17 protein-coding genes are annotated in these 21978 nt (G+C 40.1%); 8 read left to right on the forward strand and 9 right to left on the reverse strand.

Translation table 11 applies throughout. The features are described 5' to 3' along the window. Nucleotides 1-87 precede the first annotated feature (87 nt). The 4 genes from FNW02_RS21615 to FNW02_RS21625 all read right to left on the reverse strand — a co-directional run bounded on the left by FNW02_RS21615 (nucleotide 88) and on the right by FNW02_RS21625 (nucleotide 4416). Nucleotides 88-1845, reverse strand: coding sequence for an ATP-binding protein (locus FNW02_RS21615; protein ID WP_191759552.1), 1758 nt, complete (start codon nucleotides 1843-1845; stop codon nucleotides 88-90). 402 nt (nucleotides 1846-2247) lie between these two features. After that, complete coding sequence (locus FNW02_RS21620) at nucleotides 2248-3519, reverse strand: hypothetical protein (protein WP_225225816.1); 1272 nt, start codon at nucleotides 3517-3519, stop codon at nucleotides 2248-2250. 117 nt (nucleotides 3520-3636) lie between these two features. Then, a complete protein-coding gene (locus tag FNW02_RS38840; RefSeq protein ID WP_225225817.1) occupies nucleotides 3637-3876 on the reverse strand; it encodes a hypothetical protein in 240 nt (79 codons plus the stop codon). 258 nt (nucleotides 3877-4134) lie between these two features. Beyond that, a complete protein-coding gene (locus FNW02_RS21625; RefSeq protein WP_191759553.1) occupies nucleotides 4135-4416 on the reverse strand; it encodes a hypothetical protein in 282 nt (93 codons plus the stop codon). A gap of 43 nt (nucleotides 4417-4459) precedes the next feature. Here FNW02_RS21625 and FNW02_RS21630 point away from each other — a divergent pair, with 43 nt between their 5' ends. Next, nucleotides 4460-4696, forward strand: coding sequence for a hypothetical protein (locus tag FNW02_RS21630; RefSeq protein WP_191759554.1), 237 nt, complete (start codon nucleotides 4460-4462; stop codon nucleotides 4694-4696). Between the two features lie 129 nt (nucleotides 4697-4825). On the opposite strand, the gene FNW02_RS21635 is transcribed toward FNW02_RS21630, so the two are convergent. The 4 genes from FNW02_RS21635 to ruvC all read right to left on the reverse strand — a co-directional run bounded on the left by FNW02_RS21635 (nucleotide 4826) and on the right by ruvC (nucleotide 9460). Further along, nucleotides 4826-8194, reverse strand: a complete 3369-nt coding sequence (locus FNW02_RS21635) for a helicase-related protein (protein ID WP_191759555.1) — start codon at nucleotides 8192-8194, stop codon at nucleotides 4826-4828. 113 nt (nucleotides 8195-8307) lie between these two features. Next, nucleotides 8308-8580, reverse strand: a complete 273-nt coding sequence (locus tag FNW02_RS21640) for a DUF2442 domain-containing protein (RefSeq protein WP_191759556.1) — start codon at nucleotides 8578-8580, stop codon at nucleotides 8308-8310. A 12-nt stretch (nucleotides 8581-8592) separates the two neighbouring features. Continuing rightward, on the reverse strand, nucleotides 8593-8841 hold the full coding sequence (locus FNW02_RS21645; RefSeq protein WP_191759557.1) for a DUF4160 domain-containing protein: 249 nt from the start codon (nucleotides 8839-8841) through the stop codon (nucleotides 8593-8595). Nucleotides 8842-8968: 127 nt separating this feature from the next. Beyond that, entirely contained in the window at nucleotides 8969-9460 is a 492-nt protein-coding gene (gene ruvC, locus FNW02_RS21650; protein ID WP_191759558.1) for a crossover junction endodeoxyribonuclease RuvC, read from the reverse strand. Between the two features lie 316 nt (nucleotides 9461-9776). Between ruvC and FNW02_RS21655 the strand changes: the two genes are divergently transcribed. Continuing rightward, entirely contained in the window at nucleotides 9777-11147 is a 1371-nt protein-coding gene (locus FNW02_RS21655; RefSeq protein ID WP_191759559.1) for a gluconeogenesis factor YvcK family protein, read from the forward strand. Between the two features lie 207 nt (nucleotides 11148-11354). Further along, nucleotides 11355-11810 (forward strand): tRNA (adenosine(37)-N6)-threonylcarbamoyltransferase complex ATPase subunit type 1 TsaE, encoded by a 456-nt coding sequence (tsaE, locus tag FNW02_RS21660; RefSeq protein WP_191759560.1) that lies wholly within the window; start codon nucleotides 11355-11357, stop codon nucleotides 11808-11810. Nucleotides 11811-12378: 568 nt separating this feature from the next. Here tsaE and FNW02_RS21665 read toward each other — a convergent pair. After that, the gene (locus tag FNW02_RS21665) at nucleotides 12379-13701 is read right to left on the reverse strand and encodes a dihydroorotase (RefSeq protein ID WP_191759561.1); all 1323 of its coding nucleotides are present in this window, start codon (nucleotides 13699-13701) and stop codon (nucleotides 12379-12381) included. Between the two features lie 250 nt (nucleotides 13702-13951). On the opposite strand from FNW02_RS21665, the gene lepB (FNW02_RS21670) reads away from it, so the two are divergent. The 5 genes from lepB (FNW02_RS21670) (at nucleotide 13952) to FNW02_RS21690 (ending at nucleotide 21581) form a co-directional block, all read left to right on the forward strand. Beyond that, on the forward strand, nucleotides 13952-14593 hold the full coding sequence (gene lepB, locus FNW02_RS21670; protein WP_191759562.1) for a signal peptidase I: 642 nt from the start codon (nucleotides 13952-13954) through the stop codon (nucleotides 14591-14593). 32 nt (nucleotides 14594-14625) lie between these two features. Continuing rightward, nucleotides 14626-15231 carry a signal peptidase I gene (lepB, locus tag FNW02_RS21675; RefSeq protein ID WP_191759563.1) on the forward strand — a complete coding sequence of 202 codons (606 nt, stop codon included), beginning with the start codon at nucleotides 14626-14628 and terminating at the stop codon, nucleotides 15229-15231. Between the two features lie 101 nt (nucleotides 15232-15332). After that, nucleotides 15333-16127: an MOSC domain-containing protein gene (locus tag FNW02_RS21680; RefSeq protein ID WP_191759564.1), complete on the forward strand. Its 795-nt coding sequence runs from the start codon at nucleotides 15333-15335 to the stop codon at nucleotides 16125-16127. A 583-nt stretch (nucleotides 16128-16710) separates the two neighbouring features. Continuing rightward, entirely contained in the window at nucleotides 16711-19749 is a 3039-nt protein-coding gene (locus FNW02_RS21685) for a hybrid sensor histidine kinase/response regulator (RefSeq protein ID WP_191759565.1), read from the forward strand. Beyond that, on the forward strand, nucleotides 19746-21581 hold the full coding sequence (locus FNW02_RS21690; protein ID WP_191759566.1) for a two-component system response regulator: 1836 nt from the start codon (nucleotides 19746-19748) through the stop codon (nucleotides 21579-21581). Before FNW02_RS21685 ends, FNW02_RS21690 begins: the two co-directional genes overlap by 4 nt. Nucleotides 21582-21978: the final 397 nt, after the last annotated feature.

The following is a 21978-nucleotide window of genomic DNA, read 5'->3' on the forward strand; positions in this document are numbered from 1 at the left end:
ATATATAGCAGGGGGAGTGGGGGAAGTAACTGAACAATTACTCTTGTTCACCTATCTAATATCTTTCCAGTCCCCAATCCCCAGTCCCTAATCCCCAATCCCCAGTCCCCTTGACCAAGGAAGTTTGACTGTAAATCGGCTGCCTCTCCCCAATGCACTTTCGGCATGGACACTACCACCATGCAACTGTACAATTCGTTGTACCATTGCTAATCCTAAACCTGTGCCTGCTTGACGACGGGTGTATGCATTATCAATATGCACAAAGGGTTGAAATAATTTAGATAGGTCGTCTGAAGAAATACCAATACCCGTATCTACGACGCTGATAAAGATATATTCGTTTGTGGAATTTGGCTGAACTTCAATCCAGATTTCGCCATTGTCTAGAGTAAACTTGACAGCGTTGTTTAACAGGTTAACGAGCATTTGTCTGATGCGGTATTCATCGACTTGAATAGGTTCCAGTCCTTCAGGTACTTGTGAACTCAGTCGGATATTTTTCTTGAATGCTTGCTGTTTCACAAAACTGAGGCTGGAGTCACATAATTCTTGGATAGAAGTAGGAGCAAGTTGCAATTCTATCTTGCCGGATTCGATTTTGGCAAAGTCGAGGATGTTATTGATCAGTTGCAGTAGTTGCTTAGCGTTAAGTTCCAGAGTATTTAAGGACTGGTGCTGTTCTTCTTTTAGAGGGCCAGACACCTCATTTTGCAGTGCTGCGGCGATCGCTAAAATTGAGTTGAGGGGAGTCTGGAGTTCATGACTTATATTTGCGAGGAATGTATTTTTGGCACGATTTGCCACTTCAGCAACTTCTTTAGCCTCACGTAGAGCGGATTCGGCGCGGATGCGATCGCATATTTCTAAAGTTAGCACCACAAAGTCAGCAATGGAACCTACAAAGTTTTGCTCAATCAGTTCCCACTGGCGGGGGGTTCCAACTTGTTCATGAAATACCATCCCCACCACTTCACCCCCAACCCAAATGGGGGTAGCAATTAAAGATACGATGTTTTGCGGTTCTAGCAGATTAGCGCGTAATTCCTTTACCCGTAGATCATTGCGCGTGTCAGTAACGATGATCGTACAAGCAGTTGCCAGCGCTTTAAAGTAGATAGGATAGTCTACCCGCTTGAGTTCCATACCTGCGGTAAATCTCTGTTTGCTACGTTCGTAGAGATTTACACATTGTAGTTTGGTGCGATCGCCATTATAGACCCACACGCTAACTCGCTCTACTTCTAAAGCATTCGCTGCCGTCTCCGTAATCACTTTAAATGCTGTTTCCCAATTTCCATCTGAAACCGCTCTGTGATTTGCCAATTCTGCTAGTGCCCGACTATGCTGGCCTAGTCTGCGTTCATTCTGGATGCGCTGTTGAATTTCTTGCTGTAACTCTTGAGTTCGTAATTCTAAATCTTCCCTCGCAGTTGCCACTGTTGCAAAGGACTCGCGTAACTGCTGCACCATCTGGTTAAAAGATCCAGCCAACCCCTCCAGTTCATCGATGCCTTGTACTATCACTGAATCTTCTGCATTGATGAAATCGGCTGAAGTTGTGCCATTGGCTAAAGTTTTTGCTGCCGTATTTAAGCCGATAATTAGTTGAGCTATCCAACGAGCGGTAATAATCCCCAGCAACGCAGACAGTCCAAAGGCTGCCAAACAGAACCAAATTATGGTTTGAGTATTGCGATCAATTTGCCCATTGTAGAGCGATAAATATATAGTCAATCCTACCGTTAGCGAGATTTGTAGCAAAAACGGCACGACGAGAACGCGACTTAACGGCACGCCTTTAACTAGTGAAGAAAGCCAACTTTGCCCAGGTTTTTGGATCATCTGCCTGCTTCACTCCCCTTTTTCAACCGCTCCCAATGCTTTTAATCTTGCTCGTTGATCTGACCTGATGCCATTTACACCTATGATATCTATCCTTTTGTAGCCTGATTGAGACTGTGAATTTGTGTCACGCAGAGGCGCAGAGGCACAGAGAAGAGGAGTTTGAGAAACTGAATTTCATACTTTTATTCTGCAACGCCTGCTGGTTAAGCCAAGTGCCAATATACCATTTCATTAATACCTTTGTTGAATAGACCTGTCTTAAAAGTCTACTTTCTAGCCAAGTCTATTACGTTCATACCGCATTAAGTGCAAAAATCAAACATTCTAAACTCTTACTCTCCGCGCCTCTGCGCCTCTGCGTGACACAAATTCATATTCTTAATCAGTAACGCCCGTAATTTATACATTTGTAAGTTGTAATGCAAAGATGCGATAAGCTTCTAATGCTGCCTGTTTGACAGATTCCGGGACAATAGGGAAAGTTGTCAGAATATAACTAAATTCTTCTTCAGTTAAACCGTAAAGGTGCGCTATCATGCCGTCGAGTTCTGCTCGCAGTTGAGCGCGTTCTGTTTCATTCGTAACGCCTTGTTCATGAGAAACTAGCCCAACTTCTTGTGCGAGTTCGTCAAATTCTGGTGTGGTACAGATTAGTTTAGCAGCGCGTTGTACTATGTCATTGAAGTAGCGATCGCTTTTCGTTAATCGCGGTACAGGTAGCTGGTAAATGTAGAACATATTTATATTGGCAGATACCATTTGCCGAGCATAGAAATCAAGTACAAAAGAATTGAAAATGGCTTGAGTAAAAACCATTTCGACGCTTGATATATGAGTCACTTCGGAAAAAACTAAAATAGAATTTCCACAAAATACATTTTTGGGTACTGCACCTACAATAAGTGTTCTAGCGTCAGTATTCCTAGCTATAGCTCTAAACCCTAAACGGTAGTTTTGATAATCTAACTTTTGAGCATTGTCGCTTTGATTACGTCCTAATAAAGCTTTCCTACCTTCCTGCTCATCAACCCAATACTTTGGTTCAGCATATAGATGAGTAAACCGATGAATCATTTTACCTTCATATAACGGTAATCTTCCTTTTCCCGGCTGTTGCTTAAATAAATTTAAAACTTGCTCAAACGCCTCATCAGCTATAGAAATCTTATAATCCTTTTCAATACGATGTTGGAGAAATAACCCACCGTTGAGATATTTAACTTTTCCTACCAAATTCTGAACTGATAAATCTCGGTCTGTCTCTGGTTTAGCAAAGCTTTCAAAAAACAACGCCTGAAGAAATTCATCATAGAATAAATCTTCACCTTTTTGCTGGCTTTGTTCTAACTTATTTTGTAAATAGTCTAAATTCTGGTTATCAATAAACCCCTTACGCTGGAGAAAATAAACAAACATCAGCCGATTGAGAATTACCGATGTATACCAACGTCTATCAGTCTCATTACTAATTCCTTTAACAAACTGCAAAAACTGCTGATGTTGCTCTTGAAATTCCTTGTAAAACTTCTTAGTTACTGGCTCGACATCCAGAGCTTTTTGCAACTTATGGGCAATTTCTATAACAGTCGGCTCACCAGATTCTAGTTCAGCAATTTCAATAACTAAAGAACCAAGCTTACTTAAAAATAAGCCACCCGGTTGACCTTTCACATATAAATGGTCGCGAACATAACTTTTATTGTCTTCTCTCTTTACCCAATACCAAAGACTGCGTGTACGTTCTTCATCAATAAAAATCAGCAGATTTTCATTTATTAATTTAGTAACTTATTTATGAATATTCTCTCTAACTTTAGCTTCTGGAATTGCGCTATCTGTTGCTAAAACTTCAAATACAGCAACTCCCGAAATTTCAGCAATACTTTTATAGTGATACGTCTTTTCGTCAACTTTCAACGAAACAGCTTTTTTCTTTGAAGGTTGTGACCAACCTAACTGTTTTATAAACAAATCATTAAATTGAAAGTTATAGAGATAATCACGTGTTCGTTGAAAATTAAGTGACATAATTTACCATAAATAGCTTGGGAAATAAAAACCAAGCATGGTAAAGATTGCCACTCAGAAAATAAATCTGTAGCTCTAAAATTAAGTCTGCGTAAGCGAACTTTAATAAATTCTTTTTAGACGAGTTAAATTTTTATTTAAACCATGCTTTCTATACTTTATAAATCCTTTATCCTTGTTTACAGTTGAGAAAATATACCGAAGTTATTAAGTTATTTAAGCGCCGACTTTATTTGTGCAGCCGCGATTTTTTAATCATCAAGTATATTTGCTGAATTGCTTTATCAAAATGCCTAATTGCTTCATCAAAATGCTTAAATGCTTTCGCAAAATACTTAAATGCTTACTCAAAAGCCTTGAATGCTTACTCAAAAGCTTTAAACGCTTACTCATTTTGGTGTATTCCGCAAGCAAAACCTTTGAATGCTTACTCAAAAGCTTTAAATGCTTACTCATTTTGGTGTATTCCGCAAGCAAAACCTTTAAACGCTTACTCATTTTGGTATATTCCGCAAGCAAAACCTTTAAATGCTTACTCATTTTGGTATATTCCGCAAGCAAAAAGGCATTTGACTTTCTCAAAATGCTTGAATGCTTTCTCATTTTTATTAAACAAGTCGGCGAGAATAAATCAACTAGTAGTTCACCAACCCAATTTTGCCGTGTAGGCAAAGCAGGGGGAGAGGTGCAGCAGGGGGAGCAGGGGGAGAAAGAATTCTTTTTCAATAATGCTTTTTCTCCCCCAGCCTCTCCAGCTTCCTCAGCCTATCACCATGCAAAGTTTCCTTGGCAGACTACTAGTCTGTTGCAAAAGTTTTGAGAGGTTCGTAGTAAGCACTTCAGTGCTTAAAAAATCAAGGACTAAAGTCATTACTACAAACACGTATGACCAGCAAAATTAATGCGATAGACCACTACGTTTTTACCTTCCCTTTCCCCCATTTCCTCCCTATTCCTCAAATAATCCCAGCGAACAAATAATCTGAGGCTCTCGGTGCTCTACTTCTTCACTCACAATACACAAACGGTCATCCATCCGCAGCGCTACTACTAATTCAGCCAATTGTTGATTACTAATACCACTTCTTAGCTGACGGTTGAGGGTATCAATAGCCGACTGTCGCAATGGATAACGATAAATATCATCAATCGCTTTCAAAAGCTCGTCAGTGATAAATAACGTTCCCTTCATTTCTTGAGCATAACTTTTAAGTCGTTCATAAGTTTTGAATCTAGCCCCTGATGGTCGTCCCAATTGACCACCTGCGTTTTTTTCTTCCTCAGCAATCAACTCAACACCTTTTTTAACTAACTCATGATGCTGTTTATTTCTAGGAATTGCTGGAGTAAATTCATCACACGCCGCCATCCGAAGTACTCCCAATTGCGACTGCGTGACGCTGTTACCTTCGCGGTCAACGTAAACCAAAGAATCATTACCTTCAGTGGTTTTTATATACAGCAATACACCGTTTGGTTGCACAGGTTGACCTATATGAGCACGAGTAGAATAAACCACATTAGACATTTCTTCGATAGTCTTCTTTAAACCGGGATTATCATCTGTGGCTTTTTTCCAAATTTGAAAAGCTTCTGATATCAGGTCTACTTCCGTATCCTCATCAGCATCCAACAGCCCAGATTTCTCGTTGTAGAGGTCGAGAATTACTTGTGTAGAATCATCTTCAAAAAATGCTTCATCTGTTCCTACAACTTCGGCATTTTCTTGCAATCGCTGGCGCAGTCTTTCCCGCAAATTAATAATACGTTCTACTCCCTCGGCTGGCAAAAAAGAATAACAGAGAATTTGTTCAGCATTTTGTCCAATTCGGTCTACCCGTCCCGCCCGTTGAATTAAGCGAATAATCGCCCAAGGTAAATCCCAATTAACTATAATTGCACAGTCTTGTAGGTTGTGACCTTCACTCAAAATATCGGTGGCAATTAAAATACGTAATTCATTTGATGGCGAGATAGGAATTTTTCCATTACTCACCGGGCTAAACCTTCCTGTCATTTCCGTTGGGTCTTTAGATTGACCTGTTACCCCCGCGATATTCGTGATATTTCGTGCCTGCAAATTATCAGCAAGGTAACGGACTGTATCAGCAAATTGTGTGAAAATTAGTATTTTATCATTAGGGTGAGTTTGCATTAGCAATTTAACCAAAGCAGCAAGTTTTTCATCTTGCTGAGGATTCCATTCACCACAGTGTTGCAGCACATTAATCAATGCTTGAGCATCAGATAATAAATCCTGTTTCAGCTTTTTAATATCAAATAGTGTAGACCGCAGCCATTTAAATCGTCGTTTATATCGAGTTGTGTATTCTTGGTAAACTGACTCAGCACGTTGACAGAAATTCTTCTCTTGCAATAACTGATTTTCTAAATCTACTACATCTGTCTCATCTTCTATTTCTGTATCAAACAATGTTGCTGTTAAGGAATCTGCATCCTCATCATAGTTGCGGGTATCTAATAAATCAGCTTCTTGAGTTCCTATAGGTATATCAAGCCCTTTTTCAATCGCAATTAAATAAATAAAGTTCCGTAAAATGTGACGTTCAATTGATTGAATAAAGGCAATACCACTACTTTCTAAGCGTTTAAATAAGTTAGTCCGGGAAAATCCCATTAACCTTTTTCCGCCCCGAAATAACCCACTCAGTACGCGTTGTTCTACTTCTGTGGGTGGTTGCTTGTGTTTAGCAGCAATGTAATTTCCTAGTCCATAACGAGGTAAATTGAGTTGATTAATTACTTCTATAATTGCCTCAGAATAAAGATGGGAATAAGGGTCAGCGTGAGAACTTTCTAGATTAAACTTAACAGTACGAGGTTTGCGCTCTGGAAAATAAGAACGTCTGCCATCAAGAAATTCAAGATATTTGCGCCCTGTTTCATCTGTGTTGGCGTAGTTATCTTTAATAAACGATCGCGTCCGTCGCACCATGTAACGTTTCATCAATTCTCGCCAGTCATCAGCATATTCGCTCTTTTCAAAAGCAGCTAAAGAACGCACAGAACATTGATGCCTTCTGATAAACTCTAATTCTCCGCCTAATTCATTTAGTAAAGCTTCTGGTCGAAATCCCAAATCTTCATCTTCAAGCACAAATAACCGTAATTGGGCAGATAAATCAAGATAAGTTTTGTTATAAGGTGTTGCCGATAGAAGAATACATTTACTTTCATTAGCGGTAATATATTCTGCGATCGCTCGATATCTTTTTCCTTCACGATTCCGTAAATTGTGACTTTCATCAATCAATACAACTCGGTAGCGGCGAAGTTCTGGTAACTGATTTTGCACTTGACTACTAGGCATAACTTTGGCATATAGCCGATATTTATCAGCATATTCTTGCCACATTTTTACTAAGTTTTTCGGGCAAATAATCAGCGTTTCTAAGTAACAATCTTCTTGTAAAATTTTCGCTAAAGCAGTTCCCACTAAAGTTTTGCCTAAACCAACTACATCCCCAACTAATACACCGCCGCGTCTGGTGACATGACGCGCTGCTAATTGCACGGCGGCTTTTTGAAAATCAAACAAATTATTAAATTCGCGGGGGATGCGAAATTCAGAAAGTCCTGCGATCGCTTCGTGAGATAAATGATAAGCAAACTTTAAATATATGTGGTATGGCGGGATTAATTCGGCTCTTGCCCAACTCCCATCAATGATTTCTGCTAGTTCTTTAGAGATATCTATACAACCGTAATCTTGCCAGCGATCGCCAAACCATTTTTGCAATTTATTGCAAGCATCGTGATCTAAAATATCAACATTCAATTCTCCTTGTTTTGCCAATCCTGAAAGAGTCAGGTTACTGCTACCCAAAAATCCCACTATTGGCGTGTTAGCATCATTACGATGCACAAGGTATAATTTAGCGTGGAGTGAATGACGCAAAAACAATTTAAGAATTACTTTTTGAGTTTTTAGGTGATGACTTAACCGCCGCAACCCCGCTTCATCTTGATTAGTAGGCGCACCAATAGTAAGCTGCTGACGAAATTCCGCAGCCATCCGTTTTTTCAAACGAACAATTGCACTATTATCAATACCCCCATCACCACTACCAAGAGTAAATGCCGCATGAACTTCATCACTAGGCAAACTCTGCATCCCAATCAGCAAACGGCAACAACAATCTTCGCCGCCGACATAAGGCTCAATCAAATCATCAATTCCCCGCCAACCCCTGAGATTAAAGTAGCCAACGCAAAAATCTGCTCGATAAGATACTTTGAGAGTCTCTCTCAAAATCGGTAGCAATTGTAAGTCAATGTTGTCAAAGATGCGTGGCATTACTTAAAACTATTAAAACGACAACATTATATTCCTTATTGATCACAAACAATAAAGTTCTATAGTAGCCAGGCGATCGCAGCTACGAATAATATAAAAACCGAGTTGCCAACTTACAGCGTAACTGAGCGATCGCCTTCTGCCACCGTCATGCCATTTTTCCAAAGCTCATACTCACTCAGATCGATATCTTCATTCCACACAATCCCGTAGCCCCCTTGCTCAACCTTAAAGTTCTTGAAAAATGCAGGTTGACGAAGTGGAGCAAACATGGGATTTTCTAAAAGATGTAAAATATCATATTTCTTGACTTCTTGATTGGTGAATTCAATCACCAAGGTGCGATCGTTAATTGCTTTTGCCTTACAAATTCGAGGGCATTTCATACTATTTTTAGTCTACTTTAGAGGAGGTAGTTTACGAAACTCTTGAGTATTCCATATCTGTAAAAGATCTTGCTGGTATAAAGTTGCCCACTCTAGAACTAATTTCTGAGCGCGACTTGGCAGATCTCCTTCAATGATTTCCAGTGATTCAATGCTCACTAATGAATTGTACTCACCATAGATTGCATGAAAATGAGGCGGAGGGTGATCCCCAAAAAACACCTTAATCACAATTCCATAAAACCTTGCAATCTCTGGCATAATTCATTCAAGCACGACTATTGACTTACCCTAATTCTATTAAAGCCTGTGTGGTATGAGATAGGGTTTGTAAAGTGCGATCGCTAATTTCAGCCAGTAAAGAACTTTATTGTTTGTGATCAAAAAGCTACATCTGATACGAAGCAGTCAAAGCTACCGCTAAAGCATCTGCGGCATCATCTGGCTTAGGAATCTCATCTAAATCCAACTCCCGTGCTACCGCCTCTTGCACTTCAGACTTATCCGCATTACCGTACCCTGTTAAAGCTTGTTTAATTTGGGCAGGAGTAAATTCAACATACGGAAGACGACGCTGCCCCAATACTAAAATAAGTACACCCCTCGCCTGTGCAACAAGGATAGTGCTTGACATACGATAGAAGAATAGTTTTTCGATCGCAACCAAATCTGGTTGCAACTCCTCAATCAGGGCGTGCAAATCATCAAACAAGGTACACAAACGCTGTCCCATTTCTGCATCTGCCGATGTGCGGATTATTCCAAAATCCAGCATATTTACTGTAGTATGTTGTACTTTGGTAGAACTTTGTGTGCAAGTAATTGCTCCAAATCCTAAAATCGCTAGTCCCGGATCTAATCCTAAAATTCGTTTTTCCATTAGATTCACTTTACCAAACCAGGCTGTTGTTTAACTAGGAAGGCTGGCATGACAACTTGCTTTAAAGTCAACCTAAATAGGACTTACGCAAAATACCTCTCTAAATCTCATTCCTCCGTGTCCTCTGTCTTGAAAAGTTCAGATCGCCGGAAGCCGGCGCTCCGACTTTTCGCTGTGCCTCTGTGGTTCGATTCTTCCATAACTTGTGCGTAAGTCCTACTAAATTGAAAAATATAATAGTTCCACACTTGGTGTTTAAATCAGGTGGTGTACATTTTCTGTTAATCATTGTTTGTAGCACTGCTCCAAATCAGGTATGTCAATCGGTTTTTTCAGACAAGCCCTCAACGCCCTGCAAAAGCAGTCGCGCTCTCGAACTTCCCATCGAGTTAACCAGTGGTTTAAGTGGTTATCTCCTGGACTATCGATAAAACGTTGGTTGCTAATCAGTGTTGGAGGTGTACTGCTGGCAAGTCTGGGGTTGGCTATTTGGGTTAAGCTGACCCCAATTTTTTGGATGATTGAGTTACTTAGGGGTTTATTGGGAATAATCACCAACATCTTACCCAACTATATCAGCGGGCCTTTAGTGCTGCTTTGCGGGTTTCTGCTGCTGCTTTGGGGGCAAACTCGCACCGTAGGCTCAATAACCAGGGTATTAAGACCAGAAGGTGAAGAGGAACTTATTGATGTTCTGTTGGCGCATCGGCGATTGTACCGAGGCCCCAAAATAGTGGTGATTGGTGGCGGTACAGGACTTTCTACATTGTTGAGGGGACTCAAAACCTACAGCGCCAATATTACTGCTATTGTCACAGTAGCCGATGATGGCGGATCTTCTGGACGGTTGCGCCAAGAGTTTGGAGTCCTACCACCAGGGGATATTCGCAATTGTTTAGCAGCACTAGCAGATGAAGAAAAGTTATTAACAGAATTATTTCAATACCGCTTTCGTGCTGGTGATGGATTAACCGGTCACAGTTTTGGCAATTTGTTTTTAACGGCAATGAGTGACATTACTGGAGATTTGGAACGCGCAGTTGCAGCTAGTTCTAAAGTGCTAGCGGTACGGGGACAAGTATTACCAGCGACTCTCAGCGATGTTCGCCTCTGGGCAGAATTAGCCGATGGCCGCCGCATCGAAGGCGAGTCTAGCATTCCCAAAGCTGGAGGAAAAATTGTCAAACTTGGCTGTATTCCTGCTAATCCGCCAGCAGTACCAGCAGCGATTAAGGCACTTAAAGAAGCTGACTACATTATCATTGGCCCAGGTAGCCTTTATACTAGTTTAATTCCTAATTTGTTAGTACCAGAAATTGCCGATGCGATCGCCAAAACAGACGCCCCACGCATCTATGTCTGCAATATCATGACTCAACCTGGAGAAACTGAAGGATACACTGTTGCAGACCACATCAGAGCAATTGATGCGGCTTGTGGGCAGAGACGACTATTTGATGCTGTGCTAGTACACAAAAAATCTCCCTCTGAGCAATCACTCATCCGCTATGCTCAACAAAATTCTCATCCCGTTTTCATAGATAGAGAAGCTATATCTGAGCTAGGACGGCGGATTGTCCCAGCTAACGTTTTGTATGAAGATGAAATGGGTATCGTACGTCACAATCCACAAAAACTAGCACGAGTGTTGTTACGCTGGTACGGTGGAGCTCATCATGGGAGATGAATGTCATTTGTCATTGGTCATTTGTCAATGTTAACGCGGGAGTCCCCACCCTCCGCGTTCGCTGTTTTGCTCTTTGCAAGATACCGTTCTCAGGGTTGCTGAAAACCTTAGCCTCAGCCGTCAGGCAGGCTAGGCTAGTTTATCAGCTATTACGTATTGTTTAAAACTCTTAACTCCTGTCTCCCATCTTCTGTCTCCTGACTCACCATGAAAATTTTTCTTGCAGATGCAGAGGCGACGCTACGCCTAGGTATTACTCTCGGTGAATCCCTGAGCGCGGACAGTGTAATTTTACTAGAAGGTGATTTAGGCGCTGGGAAAACTACCCTAGTTCAAGGTATTGGCAAAGGTTTAGGAATCACTGAACTCGTTGTTAGTCCCACATTCACCCTGATTAATGAGTACACTGAAGGACGCCTTCCTCTTTACCACCTGGATTTATATCGCCTAGAACCACAAGAAGTTGCAGCTCTAAATTTAGAAACCTACTGGGAAGGGGTTGAGGTCATACCAGGAATTGTGGCGATTGAATGGGCAGAACGAATGCCTTACAAACCAGATAGTTATCTCAGCATCAATTTGACTTATCAGCATGAGGGTACTCGTCAAGCCGAAATTACGCCATTCAATTGTGCCATTAGCGAAGCGATCGCCTCCATATAATGTCATTTTCAGTAGAGACATTGCAATGCAACGTCTCTACTAGTCCTATCTACCACTACCACGCTCACCATCAAAAATTGCTAACATTGTTATCTCAATTATCTAAAAATTGTTGAACAGCAGATATAGCTACTAGCTTTTAGCCAGGAATAATCAGCTTAAAACCTGACTTTAATCATGTGTAAATTAAAGACTTGTAAACTGTTGTTGGGTTAAATGATAGTTGTTACAGAACTTAGCCAGTTTGGTTTAATCAGAATGATTTTCTCCAATTATCTAGAGAATCAATCTGGATTATTGAGCAGTAAAAGCTAGTAGAGAAAAGTTAAACAACAATCAAGTTCTGCATAAGTGGTCTAACTTATCCTTGTATTCAGTATTCCCAAGGCTAAGTTAATATCTATACATAAAAACACTGATTATTATCGATCAAATAAACTAATTTCAATAAAACTTTATTGAATATTTTTTTATGTTTGTATCTGTAGCTAACACGGTTGCCAAGATAATTTTGTGCAATTATTCCTGTATTTATACAGGAATAATTATCAAAATACGATAGTAATATTTACGCGGAAAAAGTTAAAGCTTGACCCCGCACTTGCGTATTTAACTGACCTTTGTCATAAACAATTTCACCGCCGACAATGGTTGCTACAGCCCATCCTGTGAGGTTCCAACCTTCAAAAGGACTCCAACCACACTTGGTTAACAGTTCCTCGCGCCGGACTGGACGGTATGTATTTAAATCTATAAGCACTAAATCGGCATCATAACCAGGTGCGATCGCCCCTTTATTTGGAATACGATAAGCCTCAGCCACGTTCTTAGACATCCAGTTCACAACTTGGGCTACAGTACACCGCCCCTCCATCGCCGCAGTTAACATCAAAGCTAGAGAAGTTTCTACCCCAGGCATACCCGAAGGACTGTTGGGATATTCTTGTGCTTTTTCTGCCAAGGTGTGCGGTGCGTGATCTGTGGCGATAAAATCAATCACGCCATCGCGCAAAGCTTGCCAGAGGACTTCGTTATCGTGGGGCGATCGCAACGGTGGATTCATCTGTGCTAAAGTGCCAATCTGTTCATAAGCGTTGGTATTCAACAACAAATGCTGTGGTGTTACCTCTGCTGTTACCCAACTCGGTTTTTCCTGACGCAACAAATCTGCTTCTTCGGCTGTTGACATGTGCAGAATATGCAGACGACGCTGATATTTTTGAGAAAGTTTTAATGCTAGTTGAGTTGCTAGCAATGCCGCTTGATTATCTTGAATCTGTGAGTGAACTGCTGGATCGTGAATCCCAGCAAATTCTTGGCGGCGCTGGTTGATTCTGGCTTGGTCTTCGGCATGAACGGCAATTAAGCGATCGCCTTTAGCAAATATAGCTTCCAGTGCGGTCTCTCCATCGACCAACAACTGACCATGCATCGACCCCATGAAAATCTTAATTCCTGGTGTCGGTTTTGCTAAAAGCAAATCTGGTAGATTCTCTGCTGTTGCCCCAATAAAAAAGCCATAATTAACTAAGCATTTGTTAGAGGCACGTTGTAGCTTGTCGTCTAAAGCTAGCTGTGTAGTTGTCAAAGGGCGCGTATTGGGCATTTCCAGAAAGGAAGTGACTCCGCCTTTAGCACAGGCACAACTGGCAGTGAATAAATCTTCCTTGTATTCTAGTCCTGGTTCCCGGAAATGCACTTGCGGATCAATGACTCCTGGCAACAAAGTTAAACCTTGTGCGTCAATCTCTGTGGTTACTATTGCTTGGGAGATTGTTGGTGCAACTTCGACTATTTGGCGATCGCGCGTCAGCACATCCCCAATCATAAATTCACCATTGGGTAAAATTATGCGAGCGTGGCGAATCAGTAAACTTTTTGGAGATGACATGGCGTTAAAAGAGTCACAACACAGAGCTATACCTGACAGATAACTCTACTTTTAGGTTAAACTTGGTTGCGCTCTAAGTAGCTAATTTTTTGCTGCAAGCTAAAAAAAAGTTTATTTTTAATTTATGAATATCTCTGTAAACATGCCCACATGACCAGGAAATCAAAGTTATCCCTGCCGTTAAGATTAACAAATAAAGTCTTCCCAGGCGAGTTAATTACCTGCATCCTTCCTTTAGTTAAGTACTTTCATGCAAAATCAAGTGTCTGATAACAACTCTAGCCAACAACCTGACAATTCCTGGATCGCAGAGCTAGGTAGAACAATTATTTTGAGCATCGTTCTAGCCCTGGGAATTCGTACCTTTGTTGCCGAAGCGCGCTGGATTCCTTCTGGCTCAATGGAACCAACGCTACATGGTACACCCAACCAGTGGGAGGCAGACAAAATCATTGTCGATAAGTTGAAATATAAATTTTCTGACCCGCAGCGAGGAGATATTGTAGTATTTTCCCCGACTCTAGAACTACAAAAAGAACAATACCAGGATGCTTTTATTAAACGGATAATTGCCCTACCTGGAGACAGAGTAGAACTCAGGAATGGCAGAGTTTATATCAATAACAAACCTCTACAGGAAGGAAATTACCTACCCTCTGCACAGCGTACAGTAATTGATGTTTGCACATCAGGACAGCAACCGCCTTTTTTAGCAAAACCTCAGACCATACCACCCGACTCATACTTAGTGTTAGGTGATAACCGTAATAGTAGCTATGATAGCCGCTGCTGGGGTGTTGTTCCTCGCAATAATATTATTGGACGTGCTGTAGTTCGTTTCTGGCCTCTAAATAATATTGGAGGAATTGATAAGTCACCACTGTATCCATAATTAACGATTATCTACGTGGGAAATATACTTTAATGAGTCGCAGGCAAAATAAAGCATCGCTGTCTTCAAGCCAGCAAAATTTCTGGATAGAGGTAGCTAAGACAATTGGGCTGAGTCTGATTTTTGCTTTTAGTATACGTACATTTGCGGCACAAGCTTTCAATATTGTTTCTGGGTCGATGGAGCCGACTTTACAAATTAATGATAAGTTTCTTGTAGACAAGGTGAGATACCACTTTGGTGAGCCGCAGCGAGGGGAAGTTGTGGTATTTTCGCCTACGAAGGAGCTAGAAAGAGAACAATACCATGATGCTTTCATTAAGCGTGTAATCGCCTTACCCGGAGAAAGAGTAGAAATTAAGGATGGCAAAGTTTACGTCAACAACAAACCTCTACGGGAAGATAAATACCTGACCTCAGAAGAGTGGACATCGATTGATGTTTGCAAAACAGGAAAACAGCCACCCTACCTATCCCAACCAGTTACTATACCGTCTAACTCATATTTAGTACTAAGTGATAACCGCATCAATAGCTATGACGGACGCTGTTGGGGTATTGTCCCCCGCGAGAATATCATCGGTCGTGCCGGAGTTCGCTTCTGGCCTTTGAATAATATTGGTAAAGTAAACAAGTAACTGAGCAATTTGAGATTTTAGATTTAAAATTGGGGACTAGTGACTATCAACCGTCAACCAAACCACCAATTTTTAATCCGAGAAAATCCAAAATTGGTATAATGCCATACTTAGCTAGAATTTTACTTTATCCAATTAAGTCACTTGATGGCATTGAAGTTGAGAATGCCAGAGTGCTTGCCAGTGGATCACTACAGCATGATCGAGAGTTTGCCATTTTTGACAAAGATCAGAAGTTGCTAAATGGCAAACGTAATGCCAAAATCCATTTACTGCGGGCGTCTTACGCAAGCCCTGGGTCATCGCAATTTACACCTTTGAATAGAACTATCTCACTACAATTCCCAGGTAGCGACTCACAAAAATTTCATCTAGATGAGCAAAGGCAAGCCCTAGAAGCGTCTTTGAGTGATTTTTTCGGCTTTGCTGTCACATTAGCACAAAACTCTGTAATGGGCTTTCCTGATGATACAGACTCACCTGGGCCAACAGTAATTAGTACAGCAACACTAGCGGAAGTTGCTTCCTGGTTTCCCGGTTTGAGTGTTGATGAAATGCGCCGCCGGATACGTGCCAACATCGAAATTGACGGTGTACCACCATTTTGGGAAGATCGGTTATTTAGCGAACAAGGCGATGTAGTCTCCTTTCGAGTGGGAGATGTTTGCTTTTATGGGATTAATCCCTGTCAGCGTTGTGTAGTTCCAACACGTGATTCTTATTTAGGGGAAGCTTACCCAAACTTTCAAAAGATTTTTGTCAAACAACGGCAAGCGACCTTGCCAAAGTGGGTAGCCTCATCCCGTTTTAATCACTTTTTTAGATTGAGTGTCAATACACGATTACCTGCCTCAGAAGCCGGGAAAATTTTACAAATAGGCAGCGAAGTTGCGTAAAGTCCAAGCACCAACTTCTGGCGCTCAGAACTTTTCAATAGAGAGGTATTTGTTCAAAATAATTAACCTTTTGCCAAAGGAAAACGTGAAAAATCTTTTGATTTTTTTTACTTTTTGCTATTTATTGATTATGGCAATTTTAAGATTATTGTAGTCAAATGTAAATTTATGCAGATGAGACTAAAATATCCAAACAGCAATTAAGAATTTAATTTAGAGTCTGATGCCAATGGCAACCAGTACCCTATAATCCCGTACTGTAGCTTGGTAGTTAATTTTCAACAAATAGAGTTGATATTGTGAATTAGTGTAAATACATTTTGCGATTTATCCAATAAATGTTGATACATTGTCAGATGAAACTGGGCAAAATAAATTGCTATAACAAAGTCTGAAGATTAAGATTTGGAGGAATTCAGTAGCTAAAACAAGTATCTTGAAATCATAATTAGTGCTTTATTATACTAAATTATTATAAGTAACTCATATTTTTAGCTATAGTAGGTAGTACTTACCCTTATATTGAATGTAGCTGATATGACAAAAGTACTCCAAGTTTAATCTTGGAGAAAATCAAACAACAATGTTATCGAAAATTCAGCTTGTCAAATCTCTCAAACACTTATTTGGCATGGTTTATGCCAAGATGTCCCTAAGATATGTTCTAGTTTTGCCCTTCATATTGCAAATTTTCGGGGCAGTGGGTCTTGTGGGCTATCTTTCTTTTAAAAACGGGCAAAAAGCTGTAAAAGAGCTTGCCGCTCAGTTAGAAAATGAAATCTGCGATCGCATTGAACAGCATCTCGATAGCTACTTAACAACCCCTAAGCAAATTAATCAAATCAATTCAGATGCGATCAAGCTAGATTTACTCAACCTTTCTGATTTTAAAACTACTGGACATTTCTTTTGGAAACAAATGCGGGTTTTTAATGTTAGCTACAACAACTTTGCTAACCCCAAAGGTGAATTTATCGGTATTGAACGCCTAAATAATGGCAATCTGTTGATTAATGAAGTTACCAAAAAGCATGGCATCGGTAAACTTTATGTTTACACTACAGACAACCAAGGGAATCGCCGCCAGATCAAAGAAATCAAAAATTATGATCCTCGCTTAGAAGCGTGGTATGCAGATGCACTCAAGGTAGGAAAACCCGTGTGGAGTCAAATCTATCAATGGGAATATAAACCAGAGGTTTTATCTATATCTTCCAGCTATCCTATTTACGATCGCACTCATAAACTAGTTGGGGTAATTGGTGTAAAAGTTGTATTGGCGCAAATTAGCAATTTTTTAGCCAATTTAAAAGTTGGTAAGTCGGGCAAAACTTTTATTATAGAACGTTCCGGGTTAATGGTGGCTTCTACTACCGAGTTACCATACACACTCATTAATGGTCAAGCAAAACGCCTATCGGGATTAGATAGTCAAGATTCTTTAATTCGACTTGCAACGCAGTATTTAATCAAACACTTTGGTCATCTCAAGTCTTTTGTGGGGAAGCAACAGCTAAGTTTTACCACCGATGGAGTACGTTATTTCGTGCAAATCAAAAGTTGGAGAGACGAACTAGGTCTTGATTGGCTAATCGTGGTAGTAATTCCCGAAGGTGATTTTATAGAGCAGATTCACGTTAACACCCACGCCACAATCTTGCTGTGCATAGTTACCTTCTTATTGGTTACACAAATTAGCATTTTGACTGCACGCTGGGTAATCAAGCCGATTTTGAGAGCATTGCAAAAATATGTTTTTGCGTTAACGCATAGACACCCGAAAGGTGTCTTCTCGCAGAGTAGCGACTTGTCTTTAGACATCACCTCTTTTGTTGGTATCACCCAAAACCAACAAGCAGAAAAATTACTAGCAGAATACAATCACGTCTTAGAAGCTCAAGTAAAAAAGCGCACTAAAGAACTTCTGCAAGTTATTGAGGAACTGCAAATCACCCAACAAAAACTGATTAAATCACAAAAAAACGCTACCCAAAAACAACAAGCAGCTGTTCGTGAAGCGGCGCGAAGCGCAGCTGCAAACCGTGCTAAAAGCGAATTTCTCGCCAATATGAGCCACGAAGTACGTACTCCACTCAACGCCATTCTCGGTTTCACCCAAATCATGAGCCGAGATTATTCCCTACCTAGTCAACAGCAAGAAAACTTGGCAATTATCAATCGGGCTGGTGAGCATTTGCTCAATTTAATCAACGACATTCTAGAAATGTCTAAAATCGAAGCTGACCGAGTCACACTGAATCTTACAAGTTTTGACTTAACTAATCTATTGGAAAATTTAGAAGAGATGTTGCGTTTACGTGCTACATCCAAAAGCTTAAAGCTGGTGTTTGAATATTCACAAGATATTCCGCAATACATACAAACTGACGAAAGTAAACTACGTCAAGTCTTACTTAATCTATTGGGAAATGCCATTAAATTTACTGATACTGGAAGTATAAGGCTGCATGTGAGGTGGGAAAAACAAAAGGAGAGAGAAAGAGCGAGAAAGGAAAAGAGGAAGGAAGTAATTCAAAATTCCTCCATTCCCCTACTCCCTCGTCTTTTCTTTGAGATACAAGATACTGGTTCTGGGATTGCTACTTCGGAAATAGGCTTGTTATTTAAAGCTTTTGAGCAAACCGAAACCGGGAGAAAATCACAACAGGGAACAGGACTAGGTTTAGCAATTAGCCGCAGATATGTGCAACTGATGGGAGGAGATATTACCGTCAATAGTACTCCTGGTATTGGTAGTACATTTGCCTTTGATATTCAGGTTGGTCTAGCTTGCCCTAATAAAATTCAGATAAATCAAAGTAAATGTCAGATTTCTACTTTAGCATCTGATCAAAGTAAATATCGCATTTTAGTAGTTGACGACGCCAGAGATAGCCGTTTATTACTAGTTAAAATTCTGACATCTATGAACTTTGAAGTCAGGGAAGCTACAGACGGGAAGGAAGCAGTTGCTAGTTGGGAATTTTGGCAACCACATTTAATATTCATGGATATGCGAATGCCAGTTATGAATGGCTATGAAGCTACAAAAGTAATTAAAATTCGACAAAGTACGCATGGTAAAGAAATTTTGCTTAATAGTACCAGGTCAATACCAGTTGCTTCAACTGGTAGAATCTTGGCAACGCATTGCTTACCCATAGAACTAGCTCCCCAATGCTTAATTCCGAATACCCGTACTATTATTATTATTGCTCTAACTGCTAGTGCTTTTGAGGAAGAACGAAAGAAAATTTTGTCAATCGGCTGCGACGATTTTATTCGCAAGCCATACACTCAGGAAATATTACTCGAAAAATTGAGCGAACATCTGGGTGTAAAATATATCAACCAAGCAGAAATTACAAATCAATTAGTTATGGAGCAAACAGCAAAGGTGTTTGCTAGCGAAGCCGAACTTTTGCGAGTTTTGTCACGAATGTCACCTGAGTGGTTGGGAAAGATACACCATGCCGCAGCCAGCTGTAGCGACGACCTAATTTTAGAATTACTTCAACAAATTCCACCAAATAAGAGTCAAATTGTCCAATTTATCAGGGATTTAGCAAACAACTATCAGTTTGAGAAAATCATGGAATTGACTAGAACAAACTTAGAATGAATTACGAGCGATTAGACTCTGATAAAAAAGATATTTTGATCATTGACGATATGGCGATCAACCTGCGGGTTTTGTCCTCTATCCTGACTAAAGAGGGGTATAATGTCCGCAAAGCCTTGAACTGGCAAATGGCTTTGACCGCTTGTCAAACAGTATTACCCGATCTGATTTTACTCGACATTATGATGCCAGAAGTCGATGGTTATGAAGTTTGTCAGAGGTTAAAAGCGAGTGAGTTAACCGCAGATATTCCGGTGATTTTTATTAGTGCTTTAGATGATGTTTTTGACAAAATTAAAGCCTTTAGAGTTGGCGGTGTAGACTATATATCTAAACCTTTTGAATTTGAAGAAGTTTTAGTGCGTGTGCAAAATCAATTGGCCTTGAGGACGGCACAATTAGAAATATTAAACTTAAATACCGAACTAGAACAAAGGGTAAAACAGCGTACTTGGGAACTAGAAAAAGCTTTGCAAATACTTCAAGAAGAAATCAGTTCCCGTCAGGAATTGCAAAATCAATTGCTAGACATAGCACTGCATGATTCGCTTACTGGTTTACCAAATCGAGTGTTTTTTATTAGGAGACTAGAAAAAGCTCTAAATCGTGCTCAGCAAAAATCCAATTATCATTTTGCTGTATTGTTTTTGGACTGCGATCGCTTCAAAGTGATTAATGATTCTCTTGGACATCTAGTGGGAGATGAATTGCTAATAGCGATCGCTCATCGTCTGCAAGCATGTCTGATGCCTGTTGATACTTTAGCACGATTAGGTGGCGATGAATTTGGAATTCTCATAGAAAATCTCACAGATATTAGCATGGCAATCCAACTTGCTGAGCGGATTTTGCAACAGCTAGCACTGACTTTTAAACTATCTAGATATGAAGTCTTTATGAATGTCAGTATTGGTATTAGTTGGGGCAACAAAGATTATGAACGCCCGGAGTATTTGCTGCGGGATGCAGACACAGCAATGTATCGTGCTAAGGCTCAAGGGAGAGCCAGATATCACGTTTTTGATCCAGTGATGTATCAGGAAGCTATCCAGCTTTTAGAGTTAGAAAATGACCTACGGAGGGCGGTTGAACGGCAAGAATTTATCGTTTACTATCAGCCAATTATTTCCCTCGCTACAGGTAACATTTCTGGATTTGAAGCGTTGGTTCGTTGGCAACATCCAATTCGTGGTCTTGTTTGTCCTGTAGACTTTATTCCTGTTGCAGAAGAAACAGGTTTAATTAATGTTATCAATATTTGGGTATTGCATACAGCTTGCCATCAACTAAGCATTTGGCAACAGCACCCAGCAACACCAAAAAACTTAACTATAAGTGTTAATTTGAGCGCCAGGTTGTTTTCTCAACCCGATTTTATAGCCAAAATTGATCAAATTATTGATGAAACTAAAATCAATCCTGCTAACTTAGAGTTGGAAATTACCGAAAGTGTAATTATGGAAAATACTAACGGAATTAAAACAATTCTTCAGCAATTAAAACAACGAAATATTAAATTAATTATGGATGATTTTGGTACAGGCTATTCTTCTTTGAGTTACTTATATAGCTTCCCTTTAAATGCACTCAAAATTGACAAATCTTTCGTCAAACGGATGCAGGAAAATCAAGAGAATATGGGATTAGTGCCAGCAATGATTGGTATTGCTGACTCAATGGGAATGACTGCGATCGCTGAAGGTGTTGAAACAAAAGAACAGTTAGCTCAATTGAGAAGTTTAAACTGTAATTTTGCTCAAGGATATTTATTTTCTAGACCCCTCGAACAACAATTGGTTCTCAAGTTGCTTGCAGCTGCGCCTCAATGGTAATGACTATCGTTATTTTCTGATAAGCTTCTTTGTATCTATGCTCCAATTCAAAATTCACAAAGTTATGATAGTTGGAACCTGCTACTCAAACTTATCTCAATATTCAAGCAATTAATGACCAATTTTTTATATGCAGCTAGATAAACTGCGTGTAATATCTACTATACTTACGTAAGAGGGCTATTGAATTTGTAAATCTCTTAACATACAAGTAGCTTTGATAGCTTGAGATCGCACAAGATTTAATTTTACTGGATATTAATATATTAGATATCAATACTCCGGACAAAATTAGGCGGTAATAACGCCGTAAGACCGTAGGTTTTGGTAGTTAGGATGGGATTTAATTATAGTCGGCGAGAGTCCTAACGTTGAAATAAAGGTGTCGAGCAAATGG

The sequence above is a fragment of the Komarekiella delphini-convector SJRDD-AB1 genome (assembly GCF_014831675.1).
Classification (GTDB): Bacteria; Cyanobacteriota; Cyanobacteriia; order Cyanobacteriales; family Nostocaceae; genus Komarekiella.

Excerpts from the sequence above, each read along its gene's own strand:
- FNW02_RS21655 (WP_191759559.1), top strand. The coding sequence starts at position 9,777 with ATGTCAATCGGTTTTTTCAGACAAGCCCTCAACGCCCTGCAAAAGCAG.
- tsaE (WP_191759560.1), top strand. The coding sequence starts at position 11,355 with ATGAAAATTTTTCTTGCAGATGCAGAGGCGACGCTACGCCTAGGTATT.
- FNW02_RS21665 (WP_191759561.1), bottom strand. The coding sequence starts at position 13,701 with ATGTCATCTCCAAAAAGTTTACTGATTCGCCACGCTCGCATAATTTTA.
- FNW02_RS21615 (WP_191759552.1), bottom strand. The coding sequence starts at position 1,845 with ATGATCCAAAAACCTGGGCAAAGTTGGCTTTCTTCACTAGTTAAAGGC.
- FNW02_RS21690 (WP_191759566.1), top strand. The coding sequence starts at position 19,746 with ATGAATTACGAGCGATTAGACTCTGATAAAAAAGATATTTTGATCATT.
- lepB (WP_191759562.1), top strand. The coding sequence starts at position 13,952 with ATGCAAAATCAAGTGTCTGATAACAACTCTAGCCAACAACCTGACAAT.
- FNW02_RS21640 (WP_191759556.1), bottom strand. The coding sequence starts at position 8,580 with ATGAAATGCCCTCGAATTTGTAAGGCAAAAGCAATTAACGATCGCACC.
- FNW02_RS21635 (WP_191759555.1), bottom strand. The coding sequence starts at position 8,194 with ATGCCACGCATCTTTGACAACATTGACTTACAATTGCTACCGATTTTG.
- FNW02_RS21680 (WP_191759564.1), top strand. The coding sequence starts at position 15,333 with ATGCCATACTTAGCTAGAATTTTACTTTATCCAATTAAGTCACTTGAT.
- lepB (WP_191759563.1), top strand. The coding sequence starts at position 14,626 with ATGAGTCGCAGGCAAAATAAAGCATCGCTGTCTTCAAGCCAGCAAAAT.
- FNW02_RS21630 (WP_191759554.1), top strand. The coding sequence starts at position 4,460 with ATGCTTGAATGCTTTCTCATTTTTATTAAACAAGTCGGCGAGAATAAA.
- FNW02_RS21625 (WP_191759553.1), bottom strand. The coding sequence starts at position 4,416 with ATGAGTAAGCATTTAAAGGTTTTGCTTGCGGAATATACCAAAATGAGT.
- FNW02_RS21645 (WP_191759557.1), bottom strand. The coding sequence starts at position 8,841 with ATGCCAGAGATTGCAAGGTTTTATGGAATTGTGATTAAGGTGTTTTTT.
- FNW02_RS21685 (WP_191759565.1), top strand. The coding sequence starts at position 16,711 with ATGTTATCGAAAATTCAGCTTGTCAAATCTCTCAAACACTTATTTGGC.
- FNW02_RS38840 (WP_225225817.1), bottom strand. The coding sequence starts at position 3,876 with ATGTCACTTAATTTTCAACGAACACGTGATTATCTCTATAACTTTCAA.
- ruvC (WP_191759558.1), bottom strand. The coding sequence starts at position 9,460 with ATGGAAAAACGAATTTTAGGATTAGATCCGGGACTAGCGATTTTAGGA.